Source organism: Nonomuraea sp. NPDC003214 (genome assembly GCF_053590035.1).
Genome location: NZ_JBSFSX010000004.1, coordinates 555,149 through 579,072, shown reverse-complemented (window position 1 = coordinate 579,072; position 23,924 = coordinate 555,149). Strand labels below are relative to the sequence as shown.

27 protein-coding genes are annotated in these 23,924 nt (G+C 75.2%); 17 read left to right on the top strand and 10 right to left on the bottom strand.

All coding sequences use genetic code 11. The features are described 5' to 3' along the window. Positions 1-9: 9 nt before the first annotated feature. Positions 10-1,086, bottom strand: coding sequence for an ornithine cyclodeaminase family protein (locus tag ACWDXC_RS14960; protein WP_449981741.1), 1,077 nt, complete (start codon positions 1,084-1,086; stop codon positions 10-12). Between the two features lie 13 nt (positions 1,087-1,099). Further along, entirely contained in the window at positions 1,100-1,993 is an 894-nt protein-coding gene (locus ACWDXC_RS14955) for a LysR family transcriptional regulator (RefSeq protein WP_219507316.1), read from the bottom strand. 80 nt (positions 1,994-2,073) lie between these two features. Here ACWDXC_RS14955 and ACWDXC_RS14950 point away from each other — a divergent pair, with 80 nt between their 5' ends. The 5 genes from ACWDXC_RS14950 to ACWDXC_RS14930 are packed head-to-tail and all read left to right on the top strand — an operon-like array spanning position 2,074 to position 5,466. Next, positions 2,074-3,303 (top strand): MFS transporter, encoded by a 1,230-nt coding sequence (locus tag ACWDXC_RS14950; RefSeq protein WP_449981739.1) that lies wholly within the window; start codon positions 2,074-2,076, stop codon positions 3,301-3,303. Further along, entirely contained in the window at positions 3,300-4,514 is a 1,215-nt protein-coding gene (locus ACWDXC_RS14945; RefSeq protein ID WP_449981737.1) for an MFS transporter, read from the top strand. The genes ACWDXC_RS14950 and ACWDXC_RS14945 overlap by 4 nt, the downstream gene beginning before the upstream one ends. A 26-nt stretch (positions 4,515-4,540) precedes the next feature. Further along, positions 4,541-4,927, top strand: coding sequence for a VOC family protein (locus tag ACWDXC_RS14940; protein ID WP_219507318.1), 387 nt, complete (start codon positions 4,541-4,543; stop codon positions 4,925-4,927). Between the two features lie 42 nt (positions 4,928-4,969). Further along, on the top strand, positions 4,970-5,302 hold the full coding sequence (locus ACWDXC_RS14935; RefSeq protein WP_449981734.1) for a cupin domain-containing protein: 333 nt from the start codon (positions 4,970-4,972) through the stop codon (positions 5,300-5,302). A 26-nt stretch (positions 5,303-5,328) separates the two neighbouring features. Next, positions 5,329-5,466 carry a hypothetical protein gene (locus ACWDXC_RS14930; RefSeq protein ID WP_219507320.1) on the top strand — a complete coding sequence of 46 codons (138 nt, stop codon included), beginning with the start codon at positions 5,329-5,331 and terminating at the stop codon, positions 5,464-5,466. 78 nt (positions 5,467-5,544) lie between these two features. Here ACWDXC_RS14930 and ACWDXC_RS14925 read toward each other — a convergent pair whose 3' ends face one another. Beyond that, the gene (locus ACWDXC_RS14925; protein WP_219507321.1) at positions 5,545-5,754 is read right to left on the bottom strand and encodes a heavy-metal-associated domain-containing protein; all 210 of its coding nucleotides are present in this window, start codon (positions 5,752-5,754) and stop codon (positions 5,545-5,547) included. A 132-nt stretch (positions 5,755-5,886) separates the two neighbouring features. On the opposite strand from ACWDXC_RS14925, the gene ACWDXC_RS14920 reads away from it, so the two are divergent. Genes ACWDXC_RS14920 through ACWDXC_RS14910 form a run of 3 tightly spaced genes read left to right on the top strand, consistent with a single transcriptional unit; the run spans position 5,887 to position 8,401 of the window. Then, positions 5,887-7,080: an NAD(P)/FAD-dependent oxidoreductase gene (locus ACWDXC_RS14920; protein ID WP_449981732.1), complete on the top strand. Its 1,194-nt coding sequence runs from the start codon at positions 5,887-5,889 to the stop codon at positions 7,078-7,080. Beyond that, positions 7,080-7,454: a BlaI/MecI/CopY family transcriptional regulator gene (locus tag ACWDXC_RS14915; RefSeq protein ID WP_449981730.1), complete on the top strand. Its 375-nt coding sequence runs from the start codon at positions 7,080-7,082 to the stop codon at positions 7,452-7,454. The genes ACWDXC_RS14920 and ACWDXC_RS14915 overlap by 1 nt, the downstream gene beginning before the upstream one ends. Further along, the gene (locus ACWDXC_RS14910) at positions 7,451-8,401 is read left to right on the top strand and encodes a M56 family metallopeptidase (protein ID WP_449981728.1); all 951 of its coding nucleotides are present in this window, start codon (positions 7,451-7,453) and stop codon (positions 8,399-8,401) included. The genes ACWDXC_RS14915 and ACWDXC_RS14910 overlap by 4 nt, the downstream gene beginning before the upstream one ends. A 6-nt stretch (positions 8,402-8,407) precedes the next feature. Here the strand turns inward: ACWDXC_RS14910 and ACWDXC_RS14905 are convergent, their stop codons facing one another. Together ACWDXC_RS14905 and ACWDXC_RS14900 are read right to left on the bottom strand one after the other, a co-directional pair. Further along, positions 8,408-9,010 (bottom strand): DUF305 domain-containing protein, encoded by a 603-nt coding sequence (locus ACWDXC_RS14905; protein WP_449981726.1) that lies wholly within the window; start codon positions 9,008-9,010, stop codon positions 8,408-8,410. Positions 9,011-9,067: 57 nt separating this feature from the next. Beyond that, positions 9,068-9,400 carry a hypothetical protein gene (locus ACWDXC_RS14900; RefSeq protein WP_449981724.1) on the bottom strand — a complete coding sequence of 111 codons (333 nt, stop codon included), beginning with the start codon at positions 9,398-9,400 and terminating at the stop codon, positions 9,068-9,070. Between the two features lie 168 nt (positions 9,401-9,568). Between ACWDXC_RS14900 and ACWDXC_RS14895 the strand changes: the two genes are divergently transcribed. Continuing rightward, on the top strand, positions 9,569-10,189 hold the full coding sequence (locus ACWDXC_RS14895; RefSeq protein ID WP_449981722.1) for a TetR/AcrR family transcriptional regulator: 621 nt from the start codon (positions 9,569-9,571) through the stop codon (positions 10,187-10,189). A gap of 46 nt (positions 10,190-10,235) precedes the next feature. Continuing rightward, positions 10,236-11,459, top strand: a complete 1,224-nt coding sequence (locus ACWDXC_RS14890) for a cytochrome P450 family protein (protein ID WP_449981720.1) — start codon at positions 10,236-10,238, stop codon at positions 11,457-11,459. Positions 11,460-11,466: 7 nt separating this feature from the next. Here the strand turns inward: ACWDXC_RS14890 and ACWDXC_RS14885 are convergent, their stop codons facing one another. Then, positions 11,467-11,844 carry a nitroreductase family deazaflavin-dependent oxidoreductase gene (locus tag ACWDXC_RS14885; RefSeq protein ID WP_449981718.1) on the bottom strand — a complete coding sequence of 126 codons (378 nt, stop codon included), beginning with the start codon at positions 11,842-11,844 and terminating at the stop codon, positions 11,467-11,469. An 87-nt stretch (positions 11,845-11,931) separates the two neighbouring features. Between ACWDXC_RS14885 and ACWDXC_RS14880 the strand changes: the two genes are divergently transcribed. After that, on the top strand, positions 11,932-12,579 hold the full coding sequence (locus ACWDXC_RS14880; RefSeq protein ID WP_449981716.1) for a TetR/AcrR family transcriptional regulator: 648 nt from the start codon (positions 11,932-11,934) through the stop codon (positions 12,577-12,579). Positions 12,580-12,597: 18 nt separating this feature from the next. Here ACWDXC_RS14880 and ACWDXC_RS14875 read toward each other — a convergent pair whose 3' ends face one another. After that, a complete protein-coding gene (locus ACWDXC_RS14875; RefSeq protein WP_449981714.1) occupies positions 12,598-13,956 on the bottom strand; it encodes a CoA transferase in 1,359 nt (452 codons plus the stop codon). Between the two features lie 79 nt (positions 13,957-14,035). Here ACWDXC_RS14875 and ACWDXC_RS14870 point away from each other — a divergent pair, with 79 nt between their 5' ends. Both ACWDXC_RS14870 and ACWDXC_RS14865 read left to right on the top strand, forming a co-directional pair. Further along, entirely contained in the window at positions 14,036-14,626 is a 591-nt protein-coding gene (locus ACWDXC_RS14870) for a TetR/AcrR family transcriptional regulator (RefSeq protein ID WP_357589621.1), read from the top strand. Further along, positions 14,623-15,519, top strand: a complete 897-nt coding sequence (locus ACWDXC_RS14865; protein ID WP_449981712.1) for an alpha/beta fold hydrolase — start codon at positions 14,623-14,625, stop codon at positions 15,517-15,519. The genes ACWDXC_RS14870 and ACWDXC_RS14865 overlap by 4 nt, the downstream gene beginning before the upstream one ends. Here ACWDXC_RS14865 and ACWDXC_RS14860 read toward each other — a convergent pair. Further along, positions 15,516-16,070: a TetR/AcrR family transcriptional regulator gene (locus ACWDXC_RS14860; protein ID WP_449982043.1), complete on the bottom strand. Its 555-nt coding sequence runs from the start codon at positions 16,068-16,070 to the stop codon at positions 15,516-15,518. The two genes, ACWDXC_RS14865 and ACWDXC_RS14860, sit on opposite strands and share 4 nt — an antisense overlap. Before the next feature lie 94 nt (positions 16,071-16,164). Between ACWDXC_RS14860 and ACWDXC_RS14855 the strand changes: the two genes are divergently transcribed. Further along, positions 16,165-17,544 (top strand): MFS transporter, encoded by a 1,380-nt coding sequence (locus tag ACWDXC_RS14855; protein WP_449981710.1) that lies wholly within the window; start codon positions 16,165-16,167, stop codon positions 17,542-17,544. Between the two features lie 6 nt (positions 17,545-17,550). On the opposite strand, the gene ACWDXC_RS14850 is transcribed toward ACWDXC_RS14855, so the two are convergent. Further along, positions 17,551-18,405 carry an SDR family oxidoreductase gene (locus ACWDXC_RS14850; protein WP_449981708.1) on the bottom strand — a complete coding sequence of 285 codons (855 nt, stop codon included), beginning with the start codon at positions 18,403-18,405 and terminating at the stop codon, positions 17,551-17,553. 168 nt (positions 18,406-18,573) lie between these two features. Here ACWDXC_RS14850 and ACWDXC_RS14845 point away from each other — a divergent pair, with 168 nt between their 5' ends. After that, positions 18,574-18,912: a transposase gene (locus ACWDXC_RS14845; protein ID WP_449981706.1), complete on the top strand. Its 339-nt coding sequence runs from the start codon at positions 18,574-18,576 to the stop codon at positions 18,910-18,912. Between the two features lie 26 nt (positions 18,913-18,938). Here the strand turns inward: ACWDXC_RS14845 and ACWDXC_RS14840 are convergent, their stop codons facing one another. After that, the gene (locus ACWDXC_RS14840; RefSeq protein WP_449981704.1) at positions 18,939-20,123 is read right to left on the bottom strand and encodes an SGNH/GDSL hydrolase family protein; all 1,185 of its coding nucleotides are present in this window, start codon (positions 20,121-20,123) and stop codon (positions 18,939-18,941) included. A 229-nt stretch (positions 20,124-20,352) separates the two neighbouring features. Between ACWDXC_RS14840 and ACWDXC_RS14835 the strand changes: the two genes are divergently transcribed. Continuing rightward, positions 20,353-22,563 (top strand): Ig-like domain-containing protein, encoded by a 2,211-nt coding sequence (locus ACWDXC_RS14835; RefSeq protein WP_449981702.1) that lies wholly within the window; start codon positions 20,353-20,355, stop codon positions 22,561-22,563. Between the two features lie 127 nt (positions 22,564-22,690). After that, positions 22,691-23,812 carry a GntR family transcriptional regulator gene (locus ACWDXC_RS14830; protein WP_219507346.1) on the top strand — a complete coding sequence of 374 codons (1,122 nt, stop codon included), beginning with the start codon at positions 22,691-22,693 and terminating at the stop codon, positions 23,810-23,812. Positions 23,813-23,924: the final 112 nt, after the last annotated feature.

Sequence of the window (23,924 nt, the reverse complement as noted above, 5' to 3'; positions counted from 1 at the left end):
CCCACAAGGTCAGCCGGTGGGGGTGTCCAGGAGGTCCACCTCCAGGCCGATCCCGCGGCGTCCGGCCTCCTGGTAGGCGAGCCAGGACAGGGCCAGGTCCTGCCACGGCAGGCCCACAGGGGCGTAGACGGTGCGCGCTTCCGGGCCGGTGCGGCCGGGGTGCTCGCCGCGCAGGATCTCGCCGAGGGTGGCATCGGCGGCCTCCGCCGGGAGACCGGCCGCGGCCAGGGCGCCCATGGCGGCGGCCAGCTCCCGGTCGTCCACGGCCACCAGCGCGGCCTCCAGCACGTCGGCGGCCAGCTCGCACTTGCCGGGCTCGTCGGCGCCCAGGCTGGTGAGGTGCTGCCCCGGCCGCGTGTCGGCCAGCCGGAGCAGCGGGGCCCGCGACCAGGTCGCGAGCAGCACGATCCCCGCCCGCTCGGCCACCTCCCCCGCCGACCCGGCCACCTCGACCGCCAACCCGCCGGGGTGAGCGGCTCCGGCCCCGGGACGGGCGGGGCCGCCGCCGTGGCCGGTGGCAGTGGAGTGGGCGGATTCGACGCCGTGGCGGGTGGCGGCGGAGTGGGCGGGGGCGCCGGCATGGCGGGCGGCGAAGGCGTGGGCGCGGGGTTCGTCGGTGTCGTGGACGAGGAGCTTGGTCACGCGGCGGAGCCGGCGCAGGCCGGTGACCATGAGGTCGGCCTGGGCGCCCGCGCCGATCACGCCGACGACCGCCTCTCCCCCGGGATCGGCGGCCAGGGTGTGGGTGCCGAGCGCGGCGGCCAGCCCGGTGCGCCAGGCGGTGACCGTCGCCGAGTCCAGCAGCGCCAGCAGCTCGCCGTCGTGGCCGCTGTGCAGGCAGATGACCCCGCGCAGCGCGGGCGTGGCGGCGGGGAACTTGGCGTTGACCTTCACCGTGTAGGCGTCGATCCCCGGCAGCAGCCCGGGGACGAGCGCGGTGGCGGTGCCGGGGAACGGCAGGTCGGTGCGGATCCGCTGCCCGGGGACGGCCGCGTCGCCGCGGGTGAAGCCGTCGCGCAGGGCTTCGAGGCAGGCCGCGGGGTCGAGCAGGGCGGTCAGGTCGCGGCGGGTGAGGATCCGGGTCATGCGGTCGATGATCTCAGCCCGCCCCGGTCTCCTCCCGCTCGGGCCGGGTCTCGCGGACGAGGTCGAGGAAGGCCGCGGCGGCGGGTGACGGCCGGGTGTCCCAGATCAGGTGCTCGACCCGCGTGGGCGCGTCGCGCAGCCGGATGACGCCCAGATCGGCGAACCGGGGCGCGTAGGCGGCGGGCAGCATGCCGACCCCGAGGCCCTGCCGTACGAGGTCGGCCATGAAGTCGCCGGACGAGACCTCGAACGGCACCTCACGCCGTACGCCGGCGGCGGCGAAGGCGTCGTCGGACTGCTGGCGGCCGGCGTGGCCGGCGCGGAAGTCGATGAACGGCTCGCCCGCCAGGGCGCGCAGGTCGGCCTCGCCGCCGGCCAGGGGGTGGCCGGGGGCGACGACGGCGACGAGCTCGCCGCCGCCGAGCGGGCGGCTGCGCACGCCCTTGGGCTCGGTGGTGGGCGGCAGGCCGAGGAAGGCGACGTCGACGCCGCCGCGGCGGACGCGTTCGATGAGGTCCTCGCTGCCGGCGGAGATGAGCGTGATGTGCACGCGGGGGTGGCGGCGGCGGTAGTCGCGCAGGGCGACGGGCAGGTCGACGGCGGCGACGGTGGGGATGGCGCCGACGGCGAGCCGCCCGCGGATCTCGCCGCCGGCGGCGGCGACCTCGGCCCGCGCGCGGTCGGCGGCCTCCAGGCACTGGCGGGCCTCGGGCAGGAACGCCTCCCCGGCGGCCGTCAGCCGGACGCGGCGGCTGGTCCGCTCGAACAGCCGGGCGCCGAGCTCGCGTTCGAGGGCGGCGATCTGGTGGCTGAGCGCCGACTGCACGACGCGGCAGCGCTCGGCGGCGCGGGTGAAGTTGTTCGTCTCGGCGACGGCGACGACGTATCTCAGCTGCTGCAGTTCCACCGATCCATGATGCATCACGATCGATCGCCATGAAAACTATGTGTTGGACTCATTGATCGGTGCTCCCCCACCCTTGAGGCATGACGGAAACCGCGCGGCACGCGCCCCCGGCCGAGGCTCCCGCCCGGCTGGGCCGCGGGCTGCTGCTGCTGATGTCGGCCGCCACCGGGCTGTCGGTCGCCGGCAACTACTTCGCCCAGCCGCTGCTCGACGTGATCGGGCGGGAGCTGGGGCTGGACGCCACGACGGCGGCGCTGGTCGTGACGGCCGCGCAGGGCGGCTACGCGCTGGGGCTGATCCTGCTGGTGCCGCTGGGCGACCTGGTGGAGCGCCGCCGGCTGGCGGTGGTGCTGTTCGCGGCCACGGCGGTGTTCCTGGTGGTGTCGGCGCTCGCGACGAGCGCCCCGGTGCTGCTGGCGGGCACCGCGCTGACGGCGCTCGCGTCCGTGGCCGCGCAGGTCGTGGTCCCGTACGCGGCCACGCTGGCGGCGCCGGCCGAGCGGGGCCGGGTCGTGGGCACGGTGATGGCGGGGCTGCTGCTCGGCGGCCTGCTGGCCCGTGCGGTCTCCGGCACGCTGTCCGAGCTGGGCGGCTGGCGGACGATCTACTGGGTGAACGCCGTGCTGGTGGCGGTCGTGGCCGTGCTGCTGTGGCGTTTCCTGCCGCGCTTGCACACCCCGATCGGGCTGTCGTACCCGGCGCTGCTGCGCTCGACGGTCGCGCTGTTCCGCGACGAGCCGGCGCTGCGCCTGCGGGCGGCGATGGGCGCGCTGTCGTTCGCCGCGTTCAGCGCGCTGTGGACGACGGTCACGTTCCTGCTGTCCGGCCCGCCGTACGGCTGGAGCGAGGCGGGGATCGGCCTGTTCGGGCTGGCCGGGGTCGCCGGGGTGATCGTCACGCCGATCGCCGGCCGGCTGGCCGACCGGGGGTGGGTGCAGCGGGTCAGCGGGATCGGCGCGGCGGTGCTGGCGCTGTCGTGGGCGCTGATCGGCCGCGGCCCGGTCTCGGCGGGGTGGCTGGTCGCCGGGGTGCTCCTGCTGACGATGGCCCAGCAGGCGGTGCTGAACGCCGGCCAGCACGTCGTCTACGCGCTCCGCCCCGAAAGCCGCAACCGGCTCAACTCCGCCTTCATGACCGCGTTCTTCCTCGGCGGCGCGGCCGGGTCGGCGCTCGGCTCCGCGGCCTGGACCGCGGCCGGCTGGACCGGCGTGAGCCTGCTGGGCGGCGCCCTGTCGGCCGCGACCTTCGCGGTGTGGGCGCTGGAACGCCTTTCCGCACGACGTTGGATCGATGACAAGGAAGAATCATGACTGTTGCGCAAACGCCATCCCCTTCGGCCCTGCGAGGCTGGCTGGGGGTGGCCGCGATCACCGCGAGCCTGTTCGTCTTCCTCACCACGGAGCTGATGCCCGTCGGGCTGCTCACCCCGGTGAGCGCGAGCCTGGCCATCTCCGTGGGCGTCGCGGGGCTGATGGTGACGTTGTACGGCGTCTCGGCCGGGCTGGGCGTGCCGTTCATCGTGGCGTGGACCAGGCGGGTCAACCGGCGGGTGCTGCTGTCGGTGCTGCTGGTGATCCTGGTGGCGGGCAACCTGGTCACGTCGATCTCGCCGAACTACCCGCTGGTGCTGGTGACGCGGCTGGTCATGGGCTTCGCCAGCGGCGTGTTCTGGGCCATCGGCGTGAGCATGGCGATGCGGCTGGTCCCGGAGCGGCAGGCGAGCCGGGCGGCGGCGGTCGTCATGTCCGGCATCTCGATCGCCGCGGTCGTCGGCATCCCGCTGGGGACGGTGCTGGAGAGCCTCACGGACTGGCGGACCACGTTCCTCATCTGGGCGGGGCTGAGCGCGCTGGTGCTCGTCGCGGTCGTCACCCTGATCCCGTCGCTGCCGTCGGCGAACGCCGTCTCGGTGCGGGAGGTCTTCGGGCTGCCGCTCAGGAACGTGCCGCTGCGGCTGGTGCTGGTGACCGTGATGCTGTTCGTGCTCGGCCACTTCGGCGCGTACACGTTCGTGCGTCCCTACCTGGAGGAGGCGGCGTCGGCGACGCCGTTCTTCGTCACCGCGGTGCTCATGGTCTACGGCGCGGGCGGCGCGGCGGGCAACTTCATCGCCGGCTACACGGTGACCAGGAGCCTGCGCGGCAGCTTCGTCGCGGGCTGCGCGGGGCTCGTGGGGTCGCTGCTCCTGCTGCTCGCGATCGGGGACGGGCCGGTCGGCGCGGTCGTCGCGCTGGTCCTGTGGGGCGTCTCGTTCGGCGTGGTGCAGCTGTGCCAGGTCAACATGACGCAGGCCGCCGCGCCGGACACCTTCGAGGCGGCGATGTCGCTCAACACGATGTCGTACAACACCTCCATCGCGCTCGGCGCGCTGTTCGGCGGGCTGTTCGCCGACCGGCTGGGCGTCGCCAGTGTGGTGTGGTTCGGGGTCGCGTTGACAGCGGCCTCGCTGCTCCTCACACTCGGCACCGGCCGCGGGAAGGCGCCCGCCGCCCGCGAGGACGTGCTGACCGCCGGCGAGTGATCCGCCTGAGAGAACGGGAGAACGAGATGCGCGTGAAGGACTTCGACCACCTGGTGCTCAACGTCGCCGACGTCGAGCGGTCCCTGGAGTTCTACGCGGGGACGCTCGGCCTGGCGCAGGTGCGGGTCGAGGAGTGGCGGGCGGGCAGGGCGCCGTTCCCGTCGGTGCGGGTCAGCGAGTCCACCATCATCGACCTGGTGGCCAAGCCGCGCGGCGAGTCCAACGTGGACCACCTCTGCCTCGTGGTGGAGCCGCTGGACTGGCAGGAGGTGATCGACTCCGGTGTCTTCACCGTGCTGGAGGGGCCGGTCCCCCGGTTCGGCGCGCGCGGCACCGCGCAGTCGGTGTACGTGCTCGACCCCGACGGCAACACCGTCGAGCTGCGCTGGTACCCGCAGGACGCCGAGCGCTGAGCCGCGCCGGGCGGCGGCGGGGCGGGTTGCGATAATGGCGGCATGCAGAAGATCTCGCTCGTCGCCCTGGCCCGTCAGCAAGCCGACCGGGCGGCCGGCACCACCGCCGGTCACGCGGCCGGCACGGTCTACGGCGGGCACGAGAAGGTGCTGCGCCAGACGGTCATCGCCCTGCGGCAGGGCGCGCGGCTCGCGGAGCACGAGAATCCCGGCGAGGCGACGGTGCACGTGCTGCACGGCCGGGTCCGCATGTCGGCCGGGGCACAGGCGTGGGAGGGGCGCACGGGCGACCTGCTCATCGTGCCGGACGCCCGCCACGACCTGGAGGCGCTGGAGGACTCCGCGGTCCTGCTGACCGTCGCCAAGCTGCCCTGACCCGGCCGGGGGACGGCCAGCACCAGGTGGCGATCACCGTCCTGCACGTCAACCCCGCCGTCGGCTACGTCTACAACGTCGGCCCGTGGGTCTCCCCCGGAGCCGTCTCGTCCGCCACCATCCCGCCCGGCACGATCATCTCCCTCCGCGTCCAGACGCGCTGACGCCCCAGAGGCCGGCGCCCGGGAAAGGGGCGCGGGCGGCCACACCCAACCGGTGGCCGCCCGCGCTCGCCCCGCAGGTCAGACGGCGGTGAGCTCGTAGCCCGCCCCCTCGACGGCGTCGCGCACCAGGGCCTCGTCCACGGGCCCGTCGCCCGTCACGGTCACCCGGCCGGTCGCCAGCTCGATGTCCACGGCGGTGACGCCGGAGATCTTGCCCAGTTCGGTCTTCACCGTGCCCGCGCAGCCGCCGCACGTCATCCCGCTCACGGTGTAGATGCTGCTGCTCATGCCGACTCCCCTTCGGTCCCGGATACCCCCATCGGGTATCGCCGGGTTGAACCTACGGCACGATGCGCGTCGGCGCAACCCCAACCCCGCAGGGGTATGGCTCATACCCCCTCCCGGTATATAGTCCCCGGCATGACAACGTTGAACACCATCACGGTCGTGGGCGCGTCGCTGGCCGGGCTCCGTGCCGTGCAGACCCTTCGCAGCGCCGGCTTCGCGGGCGAGATCGTCGTCGTCGGCGCGGAGCGCCACCTGCCCTACAACCGGCCGCCGCTGTCCAAGAGCATGCTCAGGGGCGACGACGAGATCACCCTGCCCGGCGCCGAGGAGCTGGGCGAGCGCTGGCTGCGGGGCCGCAACGCGGTGCGGCTGGACACGGCCGGCCGGCTCGTCACCCTGGACGACGGCACGCAGGTCCGCTACGACGGGCTCGTCATCGCCACCGGCGCCCGGCCGCGCCCGCTGCCCGGCGCCCTCGCTGGCGTCCACACGCTGCGCACCGTCGAGGACGCCCTCGCCCTGCGCGCCGAGCTCGCCGCCGGGCACCGCCACGTCGTGGTCGTCGGAGGCGGCTTCATCGGCGGCGAGGTCGCCTCCACCGCCCGCTCGCTCGGCCTGGCGGTCACCCTCGTCGACGCGGCGCCGTACCCGATGAGCGGCGTGCTGGGCGACCTGGCCTCGCGCTGGCTGGCCGGCCACCACCGGAGCAACGGCGTGGACCTCGTCCCCGGCCGCCGCGTGACGGGCCTGGAGGGGACCGGCCGGGTGAGCGGGGTGCGGCTGGACGACGGGCGCACGCTCCCGGCCGACCTGGTGATCGCGGCGACGGGCGTGGTCCCCGACACCGGCTGGCTGCGCGGCAGCGGGCTGACGCTCGACGACGGGGTGGTGTGCGACGCGGCGCTGTTCGCGACCGGCGCCGACGGCGTGGTGGCGGCGGGCGACGTCGCCCGCTGGCCGCACGCCCGGTACGGGGGCGCGTCCGTCCGCGTCGAGCACTGGGCGAACGCCAACGAGCAGGGCGCCGCCGCCGCGCTGAACCTGCTCGCCGGCAGGGAGGACGCCACCCCCTACGCCGGGCTGCCCGCGTTCGCGACGCACGTGCACGGCGTCCGCGTCCAGACGGCCGGGCTGCCGCACCTGGCGGACGAGGCGCGCGTGGCCGCCGGCGACCCGGAGGATGGCCGGTTCGCCGTCGCGTTCGCCAGGGCCGGGACGCTGGTCGGCGTGGTCGGGGTCGACGCGCCGAGGGACTTCGTCCGGGTCAAGCGGGCCGTCGCGGCCGGCGACCCGCTGGAGTCGGTGCTCGCCGCTAGCATGGGGTGATGGCGCGGGGTCTGGGAGAGCTCGAATCCACGATCATGGATCATCTGTGGGCCACCAACGAGCCCGCCACGGTCCGCGACGTGCTCGCCCACCTGCGCCAGGAGCGCGCCATCGCCTACACGACGGTGATGACCGTGATGGACAAGCTCCACACCAAGGGGCTGCTGCGCCGCGAGCCGGTCGGCCGGGCCTACGTCTACGAGGTGGTCTCCTCCAAGGAGGCCTACACCGCCGAGGTCATGCGCGCGTCGCTGGCCGGGAGCGGCAACCGGGCGGCCACGCTGGTGCACTTCCTCGAACGGCTCACGCCCGAGGAGGCCAAGGCCCTGGAGGCGGCCCTGCAGGTATACCCCCCGGGGGGACGCGACACGTGATCGTCGCGGTGATCCTCGCGCTCCACTGCGTCGCCGGGGCGCTGGCGCTGCCCCGGCTGCTGCGGCGGGCGGGCTGGGCCGACCGGGCGCCCCGGCGGGCGATCGCGATGTGGCTGGCCGCCTGCGGGTCGGTGCCCGTCTCCGCGCTGCTCGCGGTGTTCGCGGCCGCCGTGCCGGGGCCGGTGGTGGGTCACGGGCTCGCCGGGTGGCTGGAGATCTGCGCGGCGATGTTCGCCGGTGACGCACGCCCGGACCTCGCGCGGATCCTGGCCGCGCTCGCCGTCGCCACGTCCGTGGTGGTGTGGGGCGCGTGCGCGGGCGGGGCCGTCCTGGCAGGCGCGTGCCGGGAGCGGGCGCGGCACGCCGAGGCGCTGTCGCTGCTCGGGCGGCACGACGCCCGGCTCGGCGCGCTCGTCGTCGACCACGACGAGCGCCTGGCCTACTGCGTGCCAGGCCGCGGGGGGCAGGCGGTCATCACCACCGGCGCGCTGCGGTCGCTGGCTCCCGAGCAGGTCGCCGCCGTGCTCGCGCACGAGCGGGCGCACCTGCGCGGCCGCCACCATCTGCTGCTGGCCGCCGCCGAGACGTTCGCGCGGGCCTGCCCCCGGGTGCCGCTGTTCGCCGAGGCGCGGGCGGAGGTCGCGCGGCTGGTCGAGCTGCTGGCCGACGACGTGGCCGCCCGCCGCCATCCGCGCGCCCACCTGGCCGCGGCCCTGGTCCGCCTCGCCACCGGGCGGGCGCCCGCCGCCGCCCTGGGGGCGGGCGGCGAGACGGCCCTGCTGCGGATCCGCCGCATGCTGAGCCCGCAGCCCCCGCTCGGCCGCCGTGAGCGGCTCGCCGGGGGGCTGACGGTCACGCTGCTGCTCGCCGGGCCCGCGACATTGGCCGCGGCGCCCGGGCTGAGCGCCTTGCTGGTGCACCACTGTCACGCGGTGCTGCCCTTCTAGCCCGGCTCAGAGCCGGTCGAGGATCTTCCGGAGCTCGGCCACCTCCGCCCGCTGGGCGGTCTCGATCTCCTTGGCGAGCTCCTTGGCGGCCGGGTCGGCGCCGCCGGCCTGCTCGGTGCGGGCCATCTCGATCGCGCCCTCGTGGTGGGCGATCATCTGCTCGGCGAAGAGCCTGTCGAATTCCGCGCCCTTGGCGGACTTCAGCTTGGCCAGGTCCGCCTCGGACATCATGCCGGGCATGTCATGACCCATGCCTCCCTCGGGGGCGGGCCTGCCCCACGTGGTCAGCCAGCCCTGCATGGTCGCGATCTCGGGGTCCTGCGCCGCCTTGATCCGGGCCGCCAGCTCCTTGATCTCCGGGTCGCCCGCGCGGTCCGGGGCGAGCTCGGCCATCTCGACCGCCTGCTCGTGGTGCGGGATCATCATCTGCGCGAACATGACGTCGGCGTCGTTGAACCCGGCCTGCGACGGCGTCGCCGCCGTAGCAGTGGTGGCGGTGGTGGCGCTCGCGGCCGGGGCGGCGTCGTTCGAGGCCGTGGCGCCGCACGCGGTCAGGAGCGCGAGCGCGCCCGCGGTGACGGTGATCGTGATCGTACGGTTGATGCGCATGGTTGTCGTTCTCTCGGTTCGTGGGTACGGGCATCCGTCGCGGAGGCGGACGCCGGCCTATATGCGCAGCACCGAGAGCCGTGCCAGGCGCACGGAGACGGGGTCGGGCGGTGGCCTGGCGACCCGCCGCGCCGAGGGGGCCCGCCCGGGGGTCGCGCTCCCCCGCCGTCGCACGATCCACGCCGCCGCCGTGGCGACGATCAGGAACGAGGTCAGCACCGCCAGGCACACGGCGGCCGGGTCGAGATCGGGCAGCTCCTGCCCCTGGGCGAACCCGGGCTCGTGCGCGTGATGCCCGCCGCCGTGGTGACCCCTGTGGTGGCCGAGCGTGTGCATGCCGTAGACGCCGAGGGCGACGGCGACCAGCAGGACGGCACGCGCGACACGCATCGCGAGACGCCGCTGCCGAACTCCCACCGCTCCTCCTGTGACGACCAGAAAGGGAGGCTACTACGCGTCGTAGTAAGAAGCTCATAAATCCATGGATGACATGCAGACCGTCTACTAAGGCAGCTAGTAGCTTCCCATCGGACTGAACAATCGTTTAGTATCCTGTTCATGCGTTCAGACAGTGACCTGACCGGGCGGGCCCGGATCCGGGACGCGGCCCTGGAGTTGTTCGGCGCCGAAGGGGTCAACCGGGTGAGCGTGCGCGCCATCGCCGCCCGCGCGGGCGTGTCCGCCGCGCTGGTCCTGCACCACTTCGGCTCCAAGGAAGGGCTGCGCAAGGCGTGCGACGCGTACGTGGTCGAGATGGTGCGCGGCGGCCCCGGCGCGGACCTCGACGACGTCAGCGGCCTGGCGGCGATGCTGGAGGCGAGCTCGGCGATGCGGCTCTACCTGGGGCGCGCGTTCCTCGACGGCAGCCCGGCGGCGGCGGCACTGTTCGACGACATCGTCGCGGCGGCCGAACGCTGGCTGGAGGAGGGCGTCCGCACCGGCCGGGTGCGTCCCGGCGACGACCCGCGCGCCCGCGCCGCCGTCTACGTGACGTGGCTGCTGGCGCCGCTGACGTTCGGCGAGCACCTCGCGCGGGCGCTGCCGGGCGGCGGGTCCGAGACGGACCGGACGCTGCGCGCCTCCCGCGCCGGGATCGAGATCTTCACCCGCGGCCTGTTCACCGACGACCGCGTCCTCGACGCCTGGGACGCGGTCCGCGAGGTGCGGCGATCCCCCTGACGGCGCCTCCCCGTCCCCTTCCCCTCGACCTTCTGGAGTCATGAGCATGAGCACCACCGAGCCGCAGATCCTCGGCCTGATGACCGCGGCCGACCGCGACGCCTTCCTGACCGGGCTGGCCGGCAACGGACCGGTCAGCCGGGGCCGCTACCTGGACGGCACCCTGATCTGGCTGGTCACCGGCTACGACGAGTGCGTGACCGCGCTGACCGACCCGCGCTTCAGCAGCGACATCTCCCGGCAGTCCAAGCTGGACGTGGCCGCGGCCGCCGGGCTGCCCGACGACGTGGCCCCCTACCTGCTGCGCACCCTCGGCGCCTACGACCCGCCGGACCACACGCGGCTGCGGCGGCTGGTGTCGCGCGGGTTCACCGCCCGGCGCGTGGAGCGGCTGCGCCCGCGCATCCAGGAGATCACCGACGCGCTGCTCGACGGGCTGCCGGCGGAGTTCGACCTGATCGAGCGGTTCGCGTACCCGCTGCCCATCCAGGTCATCTGCGAGCTGCTCGGCGTGCCCTCGGCCGACCGCGACACCTGGCGGGCGTGGGCCGGCGACCTGACCGCGCCCGACCCCGCCCGCATCGCCGCCGGGGCGCGGGGCCTGGTCGCGTACATGAGCGAGCTGGTCGCGGCCAAGCGCGCCGCCGGCACGGACGGCGCCGACGGCGCGGAGGACCTGCTGTCGGCGCTGGTCCGCGTCCAGGAGGACGACGGCGACCGGCTGGCCGACGAGGAGCTGGTGGCGCTGGGGGTCAGCATGCTGATCGCCGGGCACGAGACCACGGTCTCGCTCATCAGCCAGAGCGTGCGGCTGCTGCTGACCCGCCCGGAGCTGCTCACGCGCCTGCGCGACGACCTGGACGCGGTCCCGGCGGCCGTGGAGGAGTTCCTGCGCGTCACCGGACCGGCCGAGATCGCGGTGATGCGCTACATGCTGGAGCCGGTGGAGCTCGGCGGCACGCGCATCCCGGCGGGCGAGGCGGTGCAGGTGGTGTACGCGGCGGCGAACCGGGACCCGCGCCGCTTCGACCGGCCGGAGCTGCTCGACGTGGGCCGCGAGGACAACGCCCACCTGGGGTTCGGCCACGGCATCCACTACTGCCTGGGCGCGGCGCTGGCCAGGGCCGAGACCCAGATCGCGCTGCGCACGCTGATCGGCCGTTTTCCCGGCCTGGAGCTGGCCGTGCCGGCGGCCGAGATCGGCTGGCGGCCGGGCATGCAGCGGGCCCTGACCGCGCTGCCGGTGCGCACGGACGGCGGCGCATCCTGAGGGCTCCTCAGCCCAGCGGGGTCGTGTCCATGCGGAGGAACTCGGTGATGCGCAGCAGCCTCGGCGGGCGCCTGACCCCGGCGGGGAGCGCCCGGAACGCCTCCTCCCGCCCGACGACGCGGGGGGCGGTGAGCGCCACCTCCTTGCCGCCGACCCGCAGCCGCGCCTCCCCGGCGGCCAGGATGTTGCGCACCCAGTCGGCGCCCGACCCGTACACCAGGACGAACAGGTAGCCGCCGTCGACCGGGTGCGCGTCGAGCGGCGTGCGGTAGGTGGCGCCGGAGACGCGGCCGACGTGCGTCAGGACCGGCCACGCCCCCCGGGCGACCGCCCGGGGGTTGAACACGCGCTTGTTCAGGCGCCCCCACCACAGCGGCATCGGCATCGGGATCTCCTCACCTCGGGCTTACGCCTGTAAGGCTGACTTACACTCGTAAGGCTGTCAACCCCTGTCGCCGTCCCGGGAGCCGTCGTGTCACCACCTCGCCAGCCGCTCAGCAGGGAGCTCGTGCTGGAGGCCGCGATCCGGGTCGCCGACCGCGGCGGCGCCGAGGCGATCACGATGCGGCGGGTGGCGCAGGAGCTGGGCGTGGAGGCGATGTCGCTCTACCACCACGTGCCGAACAAGGACGCGATCCTCGACGGCGTGGTCGACGCGGTGTTCGCGGCGATCGAGCTGCCCCGGCCCGGGGACGGCGACTGGCGCGCGGCGATCCGGGCCCGCGCCCGCTCCGCCCGCGCGGTGCTCTCGCGGCACAGCTGGGCCCTCGGCCTGATCGACTCCCGCCGCCGGCCGGGCCCGGCGACGCTGCGCCACCACGACGCCGTCCTCGGCGTGCTGCGGGAGGCGGGGTTCTCGCTGCCGATGGCCGCCCACGCCGTCTCGCTCGTCGACAGCTACGTGGGCGGGTTCGTGCTGCAGGAGGCGAACCTGCCGCTGTCCACGCCCGCCGAGGTGGAGGACGTGGCCGGCGACATCCTGGAGCACCTCCCGGACGGCCTGCCGTACCTGCGGGAGATGATCACCGACCACGCGCTGCGGCCGGGCTACGACTACACGGAGGAGTTCGGCTACGGCCTCGACCTCATCCTGGACGCGCTCGAGGCCCGGCGGGGATAGCGCCCGGATGCGGCGCGGCTAGGCGGGCGCCCAGGCGGGTGCGTCGCCGCCCCACAGGGACGGCGGGGTGCGCCAGGTGCGGGGCGCGCCCTCGTAGTGGACCGGCGGCAGCGCGTGGCGGAGCAGCCCGTACGGGGAGCCGGTCTCGGCCAGCCAGGGGCCCGCGTCGTAGCCGTCGCCCTCGGCCGGGACGGGACTGAGGTCGTTCATGAGCCAGGACGCGGTGCCCGCGAGGGAGAGCCGGACCGAGCGCCCGAGCCCGGTGCGCTGCCGGTCGGTCAGCGCGCGCAGGACGGCGGCGGCCAGCAGGTAGCCGGTGCCGTGGTCCAGCGCCTGGGCGGGGAGCGCGCCGGGGCTGCCGTCGGGGCCCGCCTCGATCACGGCGATGCCGCTCGCCGCCTGCACCAGGCTGTCGAAGCCGCGCCGGGCGGCCCACGGCCCCGACCAGCCCCAGGCGCACAGCCGGGCGACGATCAGGCCGGGACGCCGCGCGAGCACGTCGCCGAGGCCGAGCGCCTCCAGCGTGCCGGGGCGGTAGCCGTGGACGACGACGTCGGCGGCGGCGACGAGCTCGGCGAAGGCGGCCCGGCCGTCGGCGGCGGTCAGGTCCAGCAGCGCCGAGCGCTTGCCCATCCCGGTGTCGGCGTGGCTGTCGGCGCTCTCCGGCAGGTTCGGCGGGTCGACGCGCAGCACGTCGGCGCCCAGCAGGGCGAGGGTGCGCGTGGCGACGGGGCCGGCGATGACCCGGGTCAGGTCCAGGACGCGCACCCCGGCGGCGGGCAGCGGCGCCGGTGGCAGCGGGTCCGGGCGGCTCCCGTCCAGGGGGGCGGTCTCGGCGAGCGGGTGGACGTCGCCGCCGGGCGGGACGACGGCGACGGCCAGGCCGCCGGCCGCGTAGACGGTCTCCTGGATCCACCGGGCGGGGCGGGCGGCCAGCTGGGCGGCCAGGGTCTCGGCCAGCTCCTGGTCGTCCCCCGTGTCGGCCACGCCGAGGGCGTCGAGCAGCCGGGCGCGGTGGTGCGGGTAGTTGGCGTGGGTGCGGACCCAGCCGTCGGCCGCGCGCCAGAAGCGCGACAGCGGCGCGAACGCCCGCGGGGACTTGCCGCCGACGCGCAGGTGCCGCTCGCTGACGAAGGCCGTGGCCACCGCCGCCTCCCGGACCCGCACCGGGGGCAGTGGCGTCGCGTTGCGCCGCGCCAGCAGCTCGGCCGCCGCCAGCGAGCACACGCCCACGCTCGCCCGGGCCAGCTCCCGCACCGGCAGCCGGGCGGCCAGGACGTCGCCCGCCCCCTCGTACGCGACCATCGCCGCCAGTTCGGGCGGCCCGCCGAGCGCGGCCCAGGCGTGAGCGGTCGCCGCGTCCTGTTCGTACGTCATCGAACCAGTTTGCCATCCTGGAACGGCAAGGAATAACCTAGGCGTATTAGGTTTTACATCAGTAACTCTAGGAGTGCGGATGGCGCGGGCGGGGTTGACGGCGGACCGGGTGACGGCCGCGGGCGCCGAGCTGGCGGACGAGGTCGGGCTGGAGCACGTGACCATGTCGGCGGTGGCGCGGCGGCTCGGCGTCAAGGACGCGAGCCTGTACGTGCACGTACGCGGGCTGGAGGACCTGCGCGGCCGGATCGCGCTGCTGGCGGCGGACGAGAAGACGATCCGCATCGCCGAGGCGACCGCCGGGCGGGCCGGGAAGGACGCGCTGGTGGCGTTCGCGGACGCGTGGCGGTCCTACGCCCACGACCACCCGGGCCGCTACACCGCGACGCAGGTCCCGGCGCGGATCGATCCCGAGCTGGCGGCCCGGGCCCCCGGGCCGCGGCGCGCGATCGAGCTGACCTACAGCATGCTGCGCGCCTACGCGCTGGCCGAGCCCGACCTGACCGACGCGGTCCGGCTGGTGCGCAGCACGCTGCACGGCTTCGTGAGCCTGGAGGCGGCCGGCGGGTTCGCGCACGCGCGGCCCGCCGCGGACTCCTGGGTCCGCTGCCTCGACGCCCTGCACGCACTCCTGGAGCGCTGGCCCGCACGTGAAGGAGATCCGTCATGACCGCCCCCGCCCCCGGCCCCGCCCCCGCCACCGGCCGCCTGCGCGTGGCAGGCGCGACCCTGCACTACGAGGTGCGCGGGCAGGGCCCGCTCCTGCTGCTGATCCCCGGCGGCGCGGGCGACGCCGCCTCCTACGACGGCGTCGCCGGCGTGCTGGCCGCCGACTGGACGGTGGCCTCGTACGACGCGCGCGGCATGTCGCGCAGCCCGCTCGACGACCCCGGCGCCGAGCAGGATGTCGCCTCGCACGCCGACGACGCGTACCGGCTGATCGAGCTGCTGTCGCCCGGCGCGCCCGCCCGCGTGGCCGGGTGCAGCTCGGGGGCGATCGTCGCGCTGCACCTGCTCGCCACCCGCCCGGACCGGGTCGAGCGCGTGGTGGCGCACGAGCCGCCCGTGGTGGAGGTGCTGCCCGACGCCGCCGAGCACCGCGCGATGCTCGCCCGTGTCCAGGACACCTTCCACCGCGAGGGCCTGATGTCGGCGGTCGCCGAGTTCGCGGCGGCCCTGCGGCGGCCGGGCGGCGCCGGGCCCGCCGAACCCGCCGGGCCCGCCGAACCCGCCGGGCCCGCCGAATCCGCCGGGCCGGTCGAGCTGCCGCCCGGCGCGGCGGCCCGGGCCGAGCGGACGATGGCCAACCTGCCCTACTTCCTCGGCCGGATCATGCCCGCCTTCATGGCCTACGCCCCCGACGTGGACCGGCTGGCGGCCCTGGCCGACCGGCTGGTGCTCGCGGCAGGCGAGGAATCGCGCGGCGAGCTGCCCTACCGCCCCGCCGCCTGCCTGGCCGGGCGGTTCGGCACCGAGCTGGTGCACTTCCCCGGCGGGCACACCGGGCTCAGCACCCACCCCGCCGCGTTCGCCGAGCTGCTCCGCGAGACGCTGGCCGGTTAGGCGCGCCGGTCGAGCACCGCCTCGGCCATCGCCCGGGCTGCGCGGGCGGGGTGGGCGCCGGGGCGGGTGACGGCGTGCGCGAGCACCCCGTCGATCAGCACGAGGATCTGGTCGGCGCCGAAGCCGGGCTCGGGGTGCCCGTGGCGGCGCAGCTCGTCCTCGAACAGCCCCCGCAGCCTCTCCTTGTACGCGCGGACCTCGGCGTGGGCGGGGTGGTCCCGGTCGGTGAGGGCCAGGTCGGCCGCCGTGTAGCGGCAGCCGCGAAACGTCGGCCGCGTGGTGATCTCGTCCAGGGCGTCGAAGACGGCCAGCACCCGGTCCCGGGGGTCGTCGCCGGCGCCGTCCATCACCTGCCGGTAGCGGGCGTCGAGCCCGGCGGTCGCGAGCGTCTCGGCGATCAACCCGTCCTTGCCGCCGAAGTGCTGGTAGAGCGAGCGGCGGGCGACGTCGGCCCGCTTGAGGATCGCGTCCACGCCCACGTGGACGCCCTGCTCGTAGGTGAGGTCGCTGGCGGCTTCGAGGAGCCTCTCGCGCGGGCCCGGTCTGCTCATCACGCATCCGATCGAAGAACGGCGGATTGACACTTAGACCAACCATTCTATCTAATGGCGGCGTATACCGACCGTTCTATCTATTGGAGCTGCCATGCCCCGCGCGGGCACCCTTCCCACCGTGCTGACCGGCGTGTTCGTCACGATCCTCGACTTCTTCATCGTCAACGTCGCCATCCCCGCCATCCAGCGTGATCTGCACGCCGGAGCCGCCGAGGTCGAGTGGATCGTCGCCGGCTACGGCCTGGCCTACGGGTCCGGCCTGATCCTCGGCGGACGGCTCGGCGACCTGTTCGGCCGCCGCCGCGTGTTCGCCATCGGGCTGGCCCTGTTCACGCTCGCCTCGCTGGCGTGCGGCCTGGCCCCCGACGCCGCCACGCTCATCGCCGCCCGCGTCGCCCAGGGGCTGGCCGCGGCGGCGCTCACCCCGCAGGTGCTCGCCATCCTGCGCACCGCCTACAGCGGCGCCGCCCAGGCCAGGGCCCTCAACGCCTACGCGCTGACCATGGGGCTGGCCGCGGTGTTCGGGCAGCTCATCGGCGGCGTGCTGATCCAGGCCGACCTGTTCGGGCTCGGCTGGCGGGCCTGCTTCCTGATCAACGTGCCGATCGGCCTGGCGGCGCTCGCGCTGACCCGTGCCGTGGTGCCCGAGAGCCGCGCCGGCACGGCCGCGCGGCTCGACCTGGGCGGGGCCGCGCTGGTCACCGGCGCGCTGGTGGCGACCCTGCTGCCGCTGATCGAGGGCCGCGAGCAGGGCTGGCCGCTGTGGACGTGGCTGTCGCCGCTCGTCGCGCTCGCGCTCTTCACCGCCTACGGCCGGCGCCGGCACGCCTCGCCGCTGATCGACCTGGCCCTGTTCCGCGAGCGGGCGTTCACCGCCGGCCTGCTGACCCAGCTCGCCTTCACCATGGGCATGGCCGCGTACTTCCTGATCTTCGCCCTGTACGTGCAGGGCGCGGCCGGGCTGGACGCGCTGGAGGCGGGGCTGGTCTTCACGCCGATCGGGCTCGGCTACCTGGCGGCCTCGCGGCTCGCGCCCAGGTTCGTCGCGCGGCTCGGCCGTCAGGCGATCGCGGTGGGCGGGCTGACCAGGGCGGTCGCCCTCACCGTGCTGCTCGCCGCCGTGGCGGCGCAGGCGCCGCTCGGGTGGCTGGTGCCGATCCTGGCCGTGGACGGGTTCGGCATGGGGCTGGCGCTCGCGCCGATCATGGGCACGGTGCTGGCCGGGGTCGCGCCCCGCCACGCCGGGTCCGCGGCCGGGGTGCTGACGACGGTCCAGCAGGTCGGGGCCGCGCTCGGCGTCGGGATCGTCGGGATCGTCTTCTACGGCGGCCTGGCGGGCGGGGTGAGCCAGGCGTTCCAGCACGGGCTGATCTACGTGATCGCCGTGGCGCTGGCCGTGGCCGGGCTCGTCCAGCTCCTCCCCCGCCCGCAGCTCGCCCGTCCTCCCGTGGCGCAGCAGGCGGCCCGCTGACCGGCGCTACGCGGCCGGGGCGAAGTCGGCCCGGTGGTCGGCGGCCCACTCGGCGAGCGTGCGCGCCGGCCGCCCGAGCACCCGCTCGACGTCGGGCAGCACCGCGGGCGGCTCCTCGGCGTACTCGGCCTGGTAGCCGAGCAGATACTCGGCGATCTCGGCCGGGATGCCCGCGGTGATGCAGGCGGCGCGCGCCTGCCCGTACGTGAGCGGCTCGAAGCGCAGGCTCCGGCCGAGGCCGTCTCCGATGGCGGCGGCCTGCTCGCGGTGGCTGAGCGCCTGCGGGCCGCTCAGCGAGTACGCGCGACCGGCATGCCCGTCCTCCAGCAGGGCGGCGACGGCGACCTCGGCGATGTCGGCCTCGTGGATCGGCACGCCCAGCGCGTCGGGGAAGGCGCTGCGCACCACGCCCTCGGCCCGGATCGACGGCGCCCACAGGTCCAGCTTGTTGGCGGCGAACTCGCCCGGCCGCACGTGCGTCCATTCCAGGCCGGACGCCTCGACGGCCTCCTCCACCTCGAGCAGCATCTCGTAGCTGCCGGGCCGCCGGACCGTGACCGCCACTCCGGTCATCGTCACCACGCGGGTCACCCCGGCCTCGGCCGCCCGCCGGGCGAACGTGCGGGCCTGCTCGGCCGCGGTCTCGGGGGCGAGCATGCCGGCCAGGTAGTAGACCCGGTCCACGCCGTCGAGCGCCGCCGCCGCGCCGGCGAGGTCCCCGGCCACCAGCTCCACGCCGTCGGGCAGCCCGGCGCCCGCCGGGTTGCGCGTCAGGGCCCGGACGCGCTGCCCGGCCCGCAGCAGGCGGTCGACCACGATGCGCCCGACCGTGCCCGTCGCGCCGGTCACGAGGATCGTCATAGCTGTGCTCCGTTCGTCGATGGCGCCGAGAGTCCCTTCGGCGGACGGCCGGGGGCCGCCGATCGAGCGCCGAGGCTAGCCGCGCCGATCGCCGTCGCGCACCTCGGCTCACGTCTCATTTGGCAGCTCAGCGCGCGTGCGCGCGGATCATGGAGGAGGATCTGCGTCATGGAGGCACTCGCCCGGCGTCTGGTCCCTGATGAGCTGTGGGAGGCGGCCCGCCCGCTGCTGCCGGAGCCGCCGCCCCGCCGCCAGGGCGGCGGCCGGGCCGCCGCCGACGCGCGCACGGTCATGACGGCGGTCGTGTACGTGGTCACGAGCGGCTGCGCGTGGCAGCACCTGCCGGCGGCGTTCGGCGTCACCGTGCCCACGGCGCATCGCTGGTTCACCCGCTGGACCAGGGCCGGCCTGTGGCAGCGGCTGTGCGAGGCCACGGCGGGCGATCCCGCGCTGGCCGACTGGACGCGGGCGATCCGTTACTGCGCGTCATCACGTGTTTACGACTGAAAAATCACCAAAAGAGACGTGGCCCGTCACCGCTCCGCCGTGAGCACATCCAGCGGGAAGGCGGCGGCGAGCGCCCGGTAGCCGGCCGGGTTGAGGTGCAGGTGGTCGCCCTCGTCGTAGGCCGGGCGCAGCCGCCGGGGGTCCGCCGGGTCGCGGGCCGCCCGGTCGAAGTCCACCACCGCGTCGAACGCGCCGCCGCCGCGGATCCAGGCGTTGACCTCCTGCCGGGCGGCCTCGCGGTGGCCGTCCGGATCGTCGTACGGGACGTGGCCGCCGAACGGCGTGAGCGTGGCGCCGTACACGAGCATGCCGCGCGCCTGGGCGCGCACGACGATCTGGTGGTAGGCGGCGATCAATTCGCCGGCGACGTCCTTCTGCGCGTCCGGGGCGGGCGGGGCGGTGCCGAGGTCGTTGACGCCTTCGAAGACGAGCAGCCGGTCGACGCCGCTCTGCGCGAGCACGTCGCGGTCGAGGCGGGACAGCGCGGCGGGGCCGAGGCCGTCGGCGAGCACCCGGTTGCCGCCCGCCGCCTGGTTGACGACGGCGGCGTCCGCGCCGGGCGGCAGCCGGTCGAGGAGCCGGTCGGGCCAGCGGTCGTCGCCGTTGGTGGTGGAGCCCCGGCCGTCGGTGAGCGAGTCGCCGAGCAGGGCGAGCGCCGGGGCCGTGGACCACGTCTCGACGCCGCTGAGCAGGTACCAGTGGTCGACGGGCGTGGCGCCGGTCAGGTCGGCGGCGCCGGCCTGGTCGCCGGGGGCGAGGTGGGAGGTCGTGCGGGAGCCGGGGTGGGAGGTGAGGCCCGCCGCCGGGTGGCCGCCGGCGAGGTGGAGGGTGACGGTGAGCACGGCGCGCGGCGGCACGTCCAGGTCGAGCGGGTCGGAGACGACGTGCGCGCCGGGCGGCACGACGGCCGGGGTCCGGCCGTGGAAGGTCACCGGCCGGGACGTGCCCGGCCGGACGGCGCGCTCCCCCGACCGGCCGTCGCGGGGCAGCGCCAGCAGGACGTGGGTGAGCCGCAGCGGGGCGCCGCCGAACGCGTTGGACAGCCGCAGCCGGATCCTCGGCCCGCCGGCGGAGACGCGCACGGTCTGCCGCAGCGTGCTGCCCGCGAGGGTGAGGCCGTCGCGCGTGTAGGGGGCGGGCGGCAGGTCGCCCGGTTCGGTGAGCTGGGGGGCCGAGGCCCAGGTGGTCACCCAGCGGGGCTCGTCCGGCAAGCCGGCACCTCGAAACCTTTCGGGGGATGGGTCGCCAGCAGCATACAAGCCGCATGTCAGGCGATCGAAACATTTCTGCCGGTGACCGCTTTTACGTCGTCGCCGTACGGGAGGGAATTCACGCCATTTTTATTCTGGAAACCTCCCGTTATTGTTGCGCCATTCCTGGGCGCTCTGCCCGGACATTCCTTCCTCCGACCGTGATTCATTCCTATGGAGGTGGCCCCTCATGCCTTTACGGTTCTCGCGGATCGCCGGCGGGCTCCTGCTCGCCCTGACCGGGGTCGCGGCCCTGCCCCCGCCCGCCGCCGGCGCCGTCGAACCCCCCTCGGTGGTGATCGACTCCGCCGAGACGGCTCCCGGCGTCGTCCGCCTGGCCGGGCGATTCACCGGCGCGTACGACGTGACCCTCGTCGTCGGCGGCGAGCGGATCGAACGGGCCCGCGCCAGCGACCCCGACGCCGACGACACCGGCACCTGGTCCTACGACCTGGACACCCGCGACCTGCACGGGGACGTCGAGGTCTACGCCAGGGCGAGCGACGCCCGCACCCGCTACGGCGTGTGGTCGCAGCCGACGACGCTGCGACTGGACGACCCGGCGGCCCGCGCGCCCGAGGTGGCGATCACCGCGCCCGCCGACGGCGCCCGGCTCTCCAGGCCCACCCCGATCCGCGTGGAGGTGCGGGACCACGACGTGCGCACGGTGCGCGTGCGGGTCAACGGCGGGCCGTGGACGCGCGCCACCGGCGCGGCCGGGCGCTACACGGCGCTGCTGACCCCTTCCCACCACGGTGACGTGGCGGCGAGCCTGGAGGCCGAGGCGGTGGACGCGCGCGGCCACGTGTCCCGGTCCGCGACCAGGTACGTGCTGCTGGGCGCGGCCGAGAAGGAACGGCCGGTGCCGCACCGGCAGGACCGGGCGATGTGGATCTGGGAGAAGGCCTCCTACAACCTGGTGCTCAACCCGGGCTCGCGCCGCCTGCTGGAGACGGTCCTCGACCCCGGCTCGACGATCTACCTGGGCGTGGACGTCCACGCCGGGCGCGACGTGATCGAGGACGCCCGGCCCCGGCTGCGCGACTTCGTGGCCTGGGCGCACCGCCGCGGCATGCGGGTGCACGCCACCGTCGCCGGCGGCACCCGGCCGCCGTACCTGGGGGCGCTGCCGCGCTACCGCGACCGCGCGGTGCGGGAGATGGAGCGGGTGCTGAACTACAACCTGTCCTCCGCGCCCGAGCAGCGCTTCGACGGGATCAACGTGGACATCGAGCCGTACATCCTGCCGTGGTTCACCAGCGCCAAGCCGGAGCCGCAGATCCAGTGGCTGGACACGCTGCGGGCGATGATCGCCCGCCGGGACGCCTCCGGCCAGCCGCTGCTGTTCGGGCCGGCGGTGCCCCGCTGGCTGGACGTGTCGGCGTGCTGCACGGCCGTCCCGTACGGCGGCGTCACCCGGCCGCTGTCGGAGCACGTGCAGGACCTGTCCGACTACATCGCGATCATGGACTACCGCGACACGGCCGACGGGAGCGCGGGCATCATCGCGCAGGCCGCCGGCGAACTGGCCTACGCCGAGCGCATCGGCAAGCCGCTGTCGGTCGTGGTCGGGGTCGAGACGCTCGACATCGCCACCAGCGGCGACCCTTCCAGCATCACCTTCCGAGAGGAGGGCAGGGACGCCCTGGAGGCCGAGCTGGCCAAGGTGTACGCGGCGTTCTCGGCGAGCCCGGCCTTCGCCGGGGTCGCGGTGCACCACTACGACTCCTACCGCGAGCTGCCCACGGTCTGGGGGCCGTCGGCCCGGTGGCCGGACCCGCCGGCCGACGCGGGCCCGCCGACCGGCGTTGCCTCCCCGCCGACGGCCACGGCGTTCGAGCACGCCACGGTCGACCTGACCTACGGCCGGGCCGGCGACGACACGGAGGTGGCCTTCTACGAGGTGCACCGGTCGGCGCGGGCGGGCTTCACGCCGGGGGCGGACACGCTCGCCGGGCGGGCGCGCGGCCTGGCGCACACCGACACGGGGCTGCTGCCGGGCACCACCTACCACTACCGGGTCGTCCCGGTGGACGTGGCCGGGAACCGCGGCCCCGCTTCCGCCCCGGTGACGGTGACGACGGGCGGCACCGGCCTGCGCCCGGCGGTGGTGGAGTCGATGGCGGTCACGCTGGAGAACGGCGTGGCGCGGGTGCGGCTGCGCGTGGTGGACCAGGAGACCGGGGAGCCGGTGGCCGCCACCGTGCGGGGCCGGTTCACCTTCTCCGCCGGCCGGTACGTGACGGTGACCGCCGACGCCGGCGGATGGGCCACGGCCACGTCGGAGACGCTGAAGCAGGCGACGGGCGAGACCGGCTTCGCCGTGCACCGCCTGACGGCCCCGGACCGCTACTGGGCCGGCGCCTACGACCGCGACCGGGACGCCACCGCGTCCTGGTGACCCCTGCGCGCGCGCCCGCAATAAAGGAATGAATTCATACTATTTATCGAATAGATAAAGCATGAATTCAGGATTGACTTATGGACGGAATATGGCGAAGAATCCGGTCATGGAGCCATCCGATGGAATGAATTCCCTCCCCAGGGGTCGGCGCTTCCGCACCCTGGCCGCCCGCCTGCGGCAGGAGATCGCCCAGGGCCGCTGGCCGGTCGGCGCGAGGCTCCCGACGGAGGCCGAGCTCGCCCGGACCTACGCGGTCGGCGTCAACACCGTGCGCCGCGCCGTGGACCTCCTGGTCGAGGAGGGACTCGTCCGCCGGCGGCAGGGGTCGGGCACGTTCGTGGCGAACTCCGTCACGGCCACCCCGGGCGCCGGGCCGCGGCTCATCGGTGCGCTCGTCCCGTCCACCACCTACTACTTCCCCCGGATCGTCGAGGGCATCGAGCGGGCCGCCACCGCGGCCGGCGTCCGGCTCGTGCTCGCGTGCTCCAACTACGACCCCGCCACCGAGTCGGCCCAGCTCCAGCAGCTCGTGGACGTCGGCGTCGCCGGCCTGCTGCTGGTGCCCAACCTGCACCTGGCCGCCGACCCCGCCGCGCACCTGGCCAGGCTGCGCACGCTGCCGGTGCCGTACGTGCTGGTCGAGCGCCGGCCGGCCGACCCCAGGCCGGCCGACCCGACCTCCTACGTCTGCACCGACGTGCCCGGCGGCGGCTACGCGGCCGTGCAGCACCTGAGCGGGCTCGGCCGCAGCCGGATCGGCTACCTCGGCCGCGTCGGCACCGCGACCTCCGAGCAGGTGTTCGCCGGATTCCGCAGCGCCGTCGCCGACCTCGGCCTGCCGGAGATCCCGGCGGCCACGGCCCGGCAGGCCGTCTGGACCGGCCCCGACCTGCTCGCCTACGCCAACGCCCTGGTCGCCGAGAAGGTGCGCGCCGTCGTGTGCCTGGGCGACCGCGAGGCCACCGCCCTGCTGCCCTACCTGCGCCGGGTCGGGCTCACCGTCCCCGACGACATCGCCGTGGTCGCCTACGACGACGAGGTCGCCGACCTGTCGGAGGTGCCGCTGACGGCCGTGTCGCCGCCCAAGGCCGAGGTCGGCCGCATGGCGACCGAGCTGCTGCTGCGCCGCATCGAGCTCGGCCCGGCCGCCCCGGTCTGCCGCGTGGTGCTGCAGCCCCGCCTGGCCGTGCGCGCCTCCTGCGGCGCCGCCTCCGGCAGCCTCGTCGAAGTACGCGTACCCACCTAGAACGCACGCCCCCAGAACGCGCACGATCCGGCAACCGCGCACGCCCCCGAGAGGCGCGCGCGGTCCCAGGCACGCGCTCGTCCCCTTCACCCCCCTGATCCCCCCTTCGCCC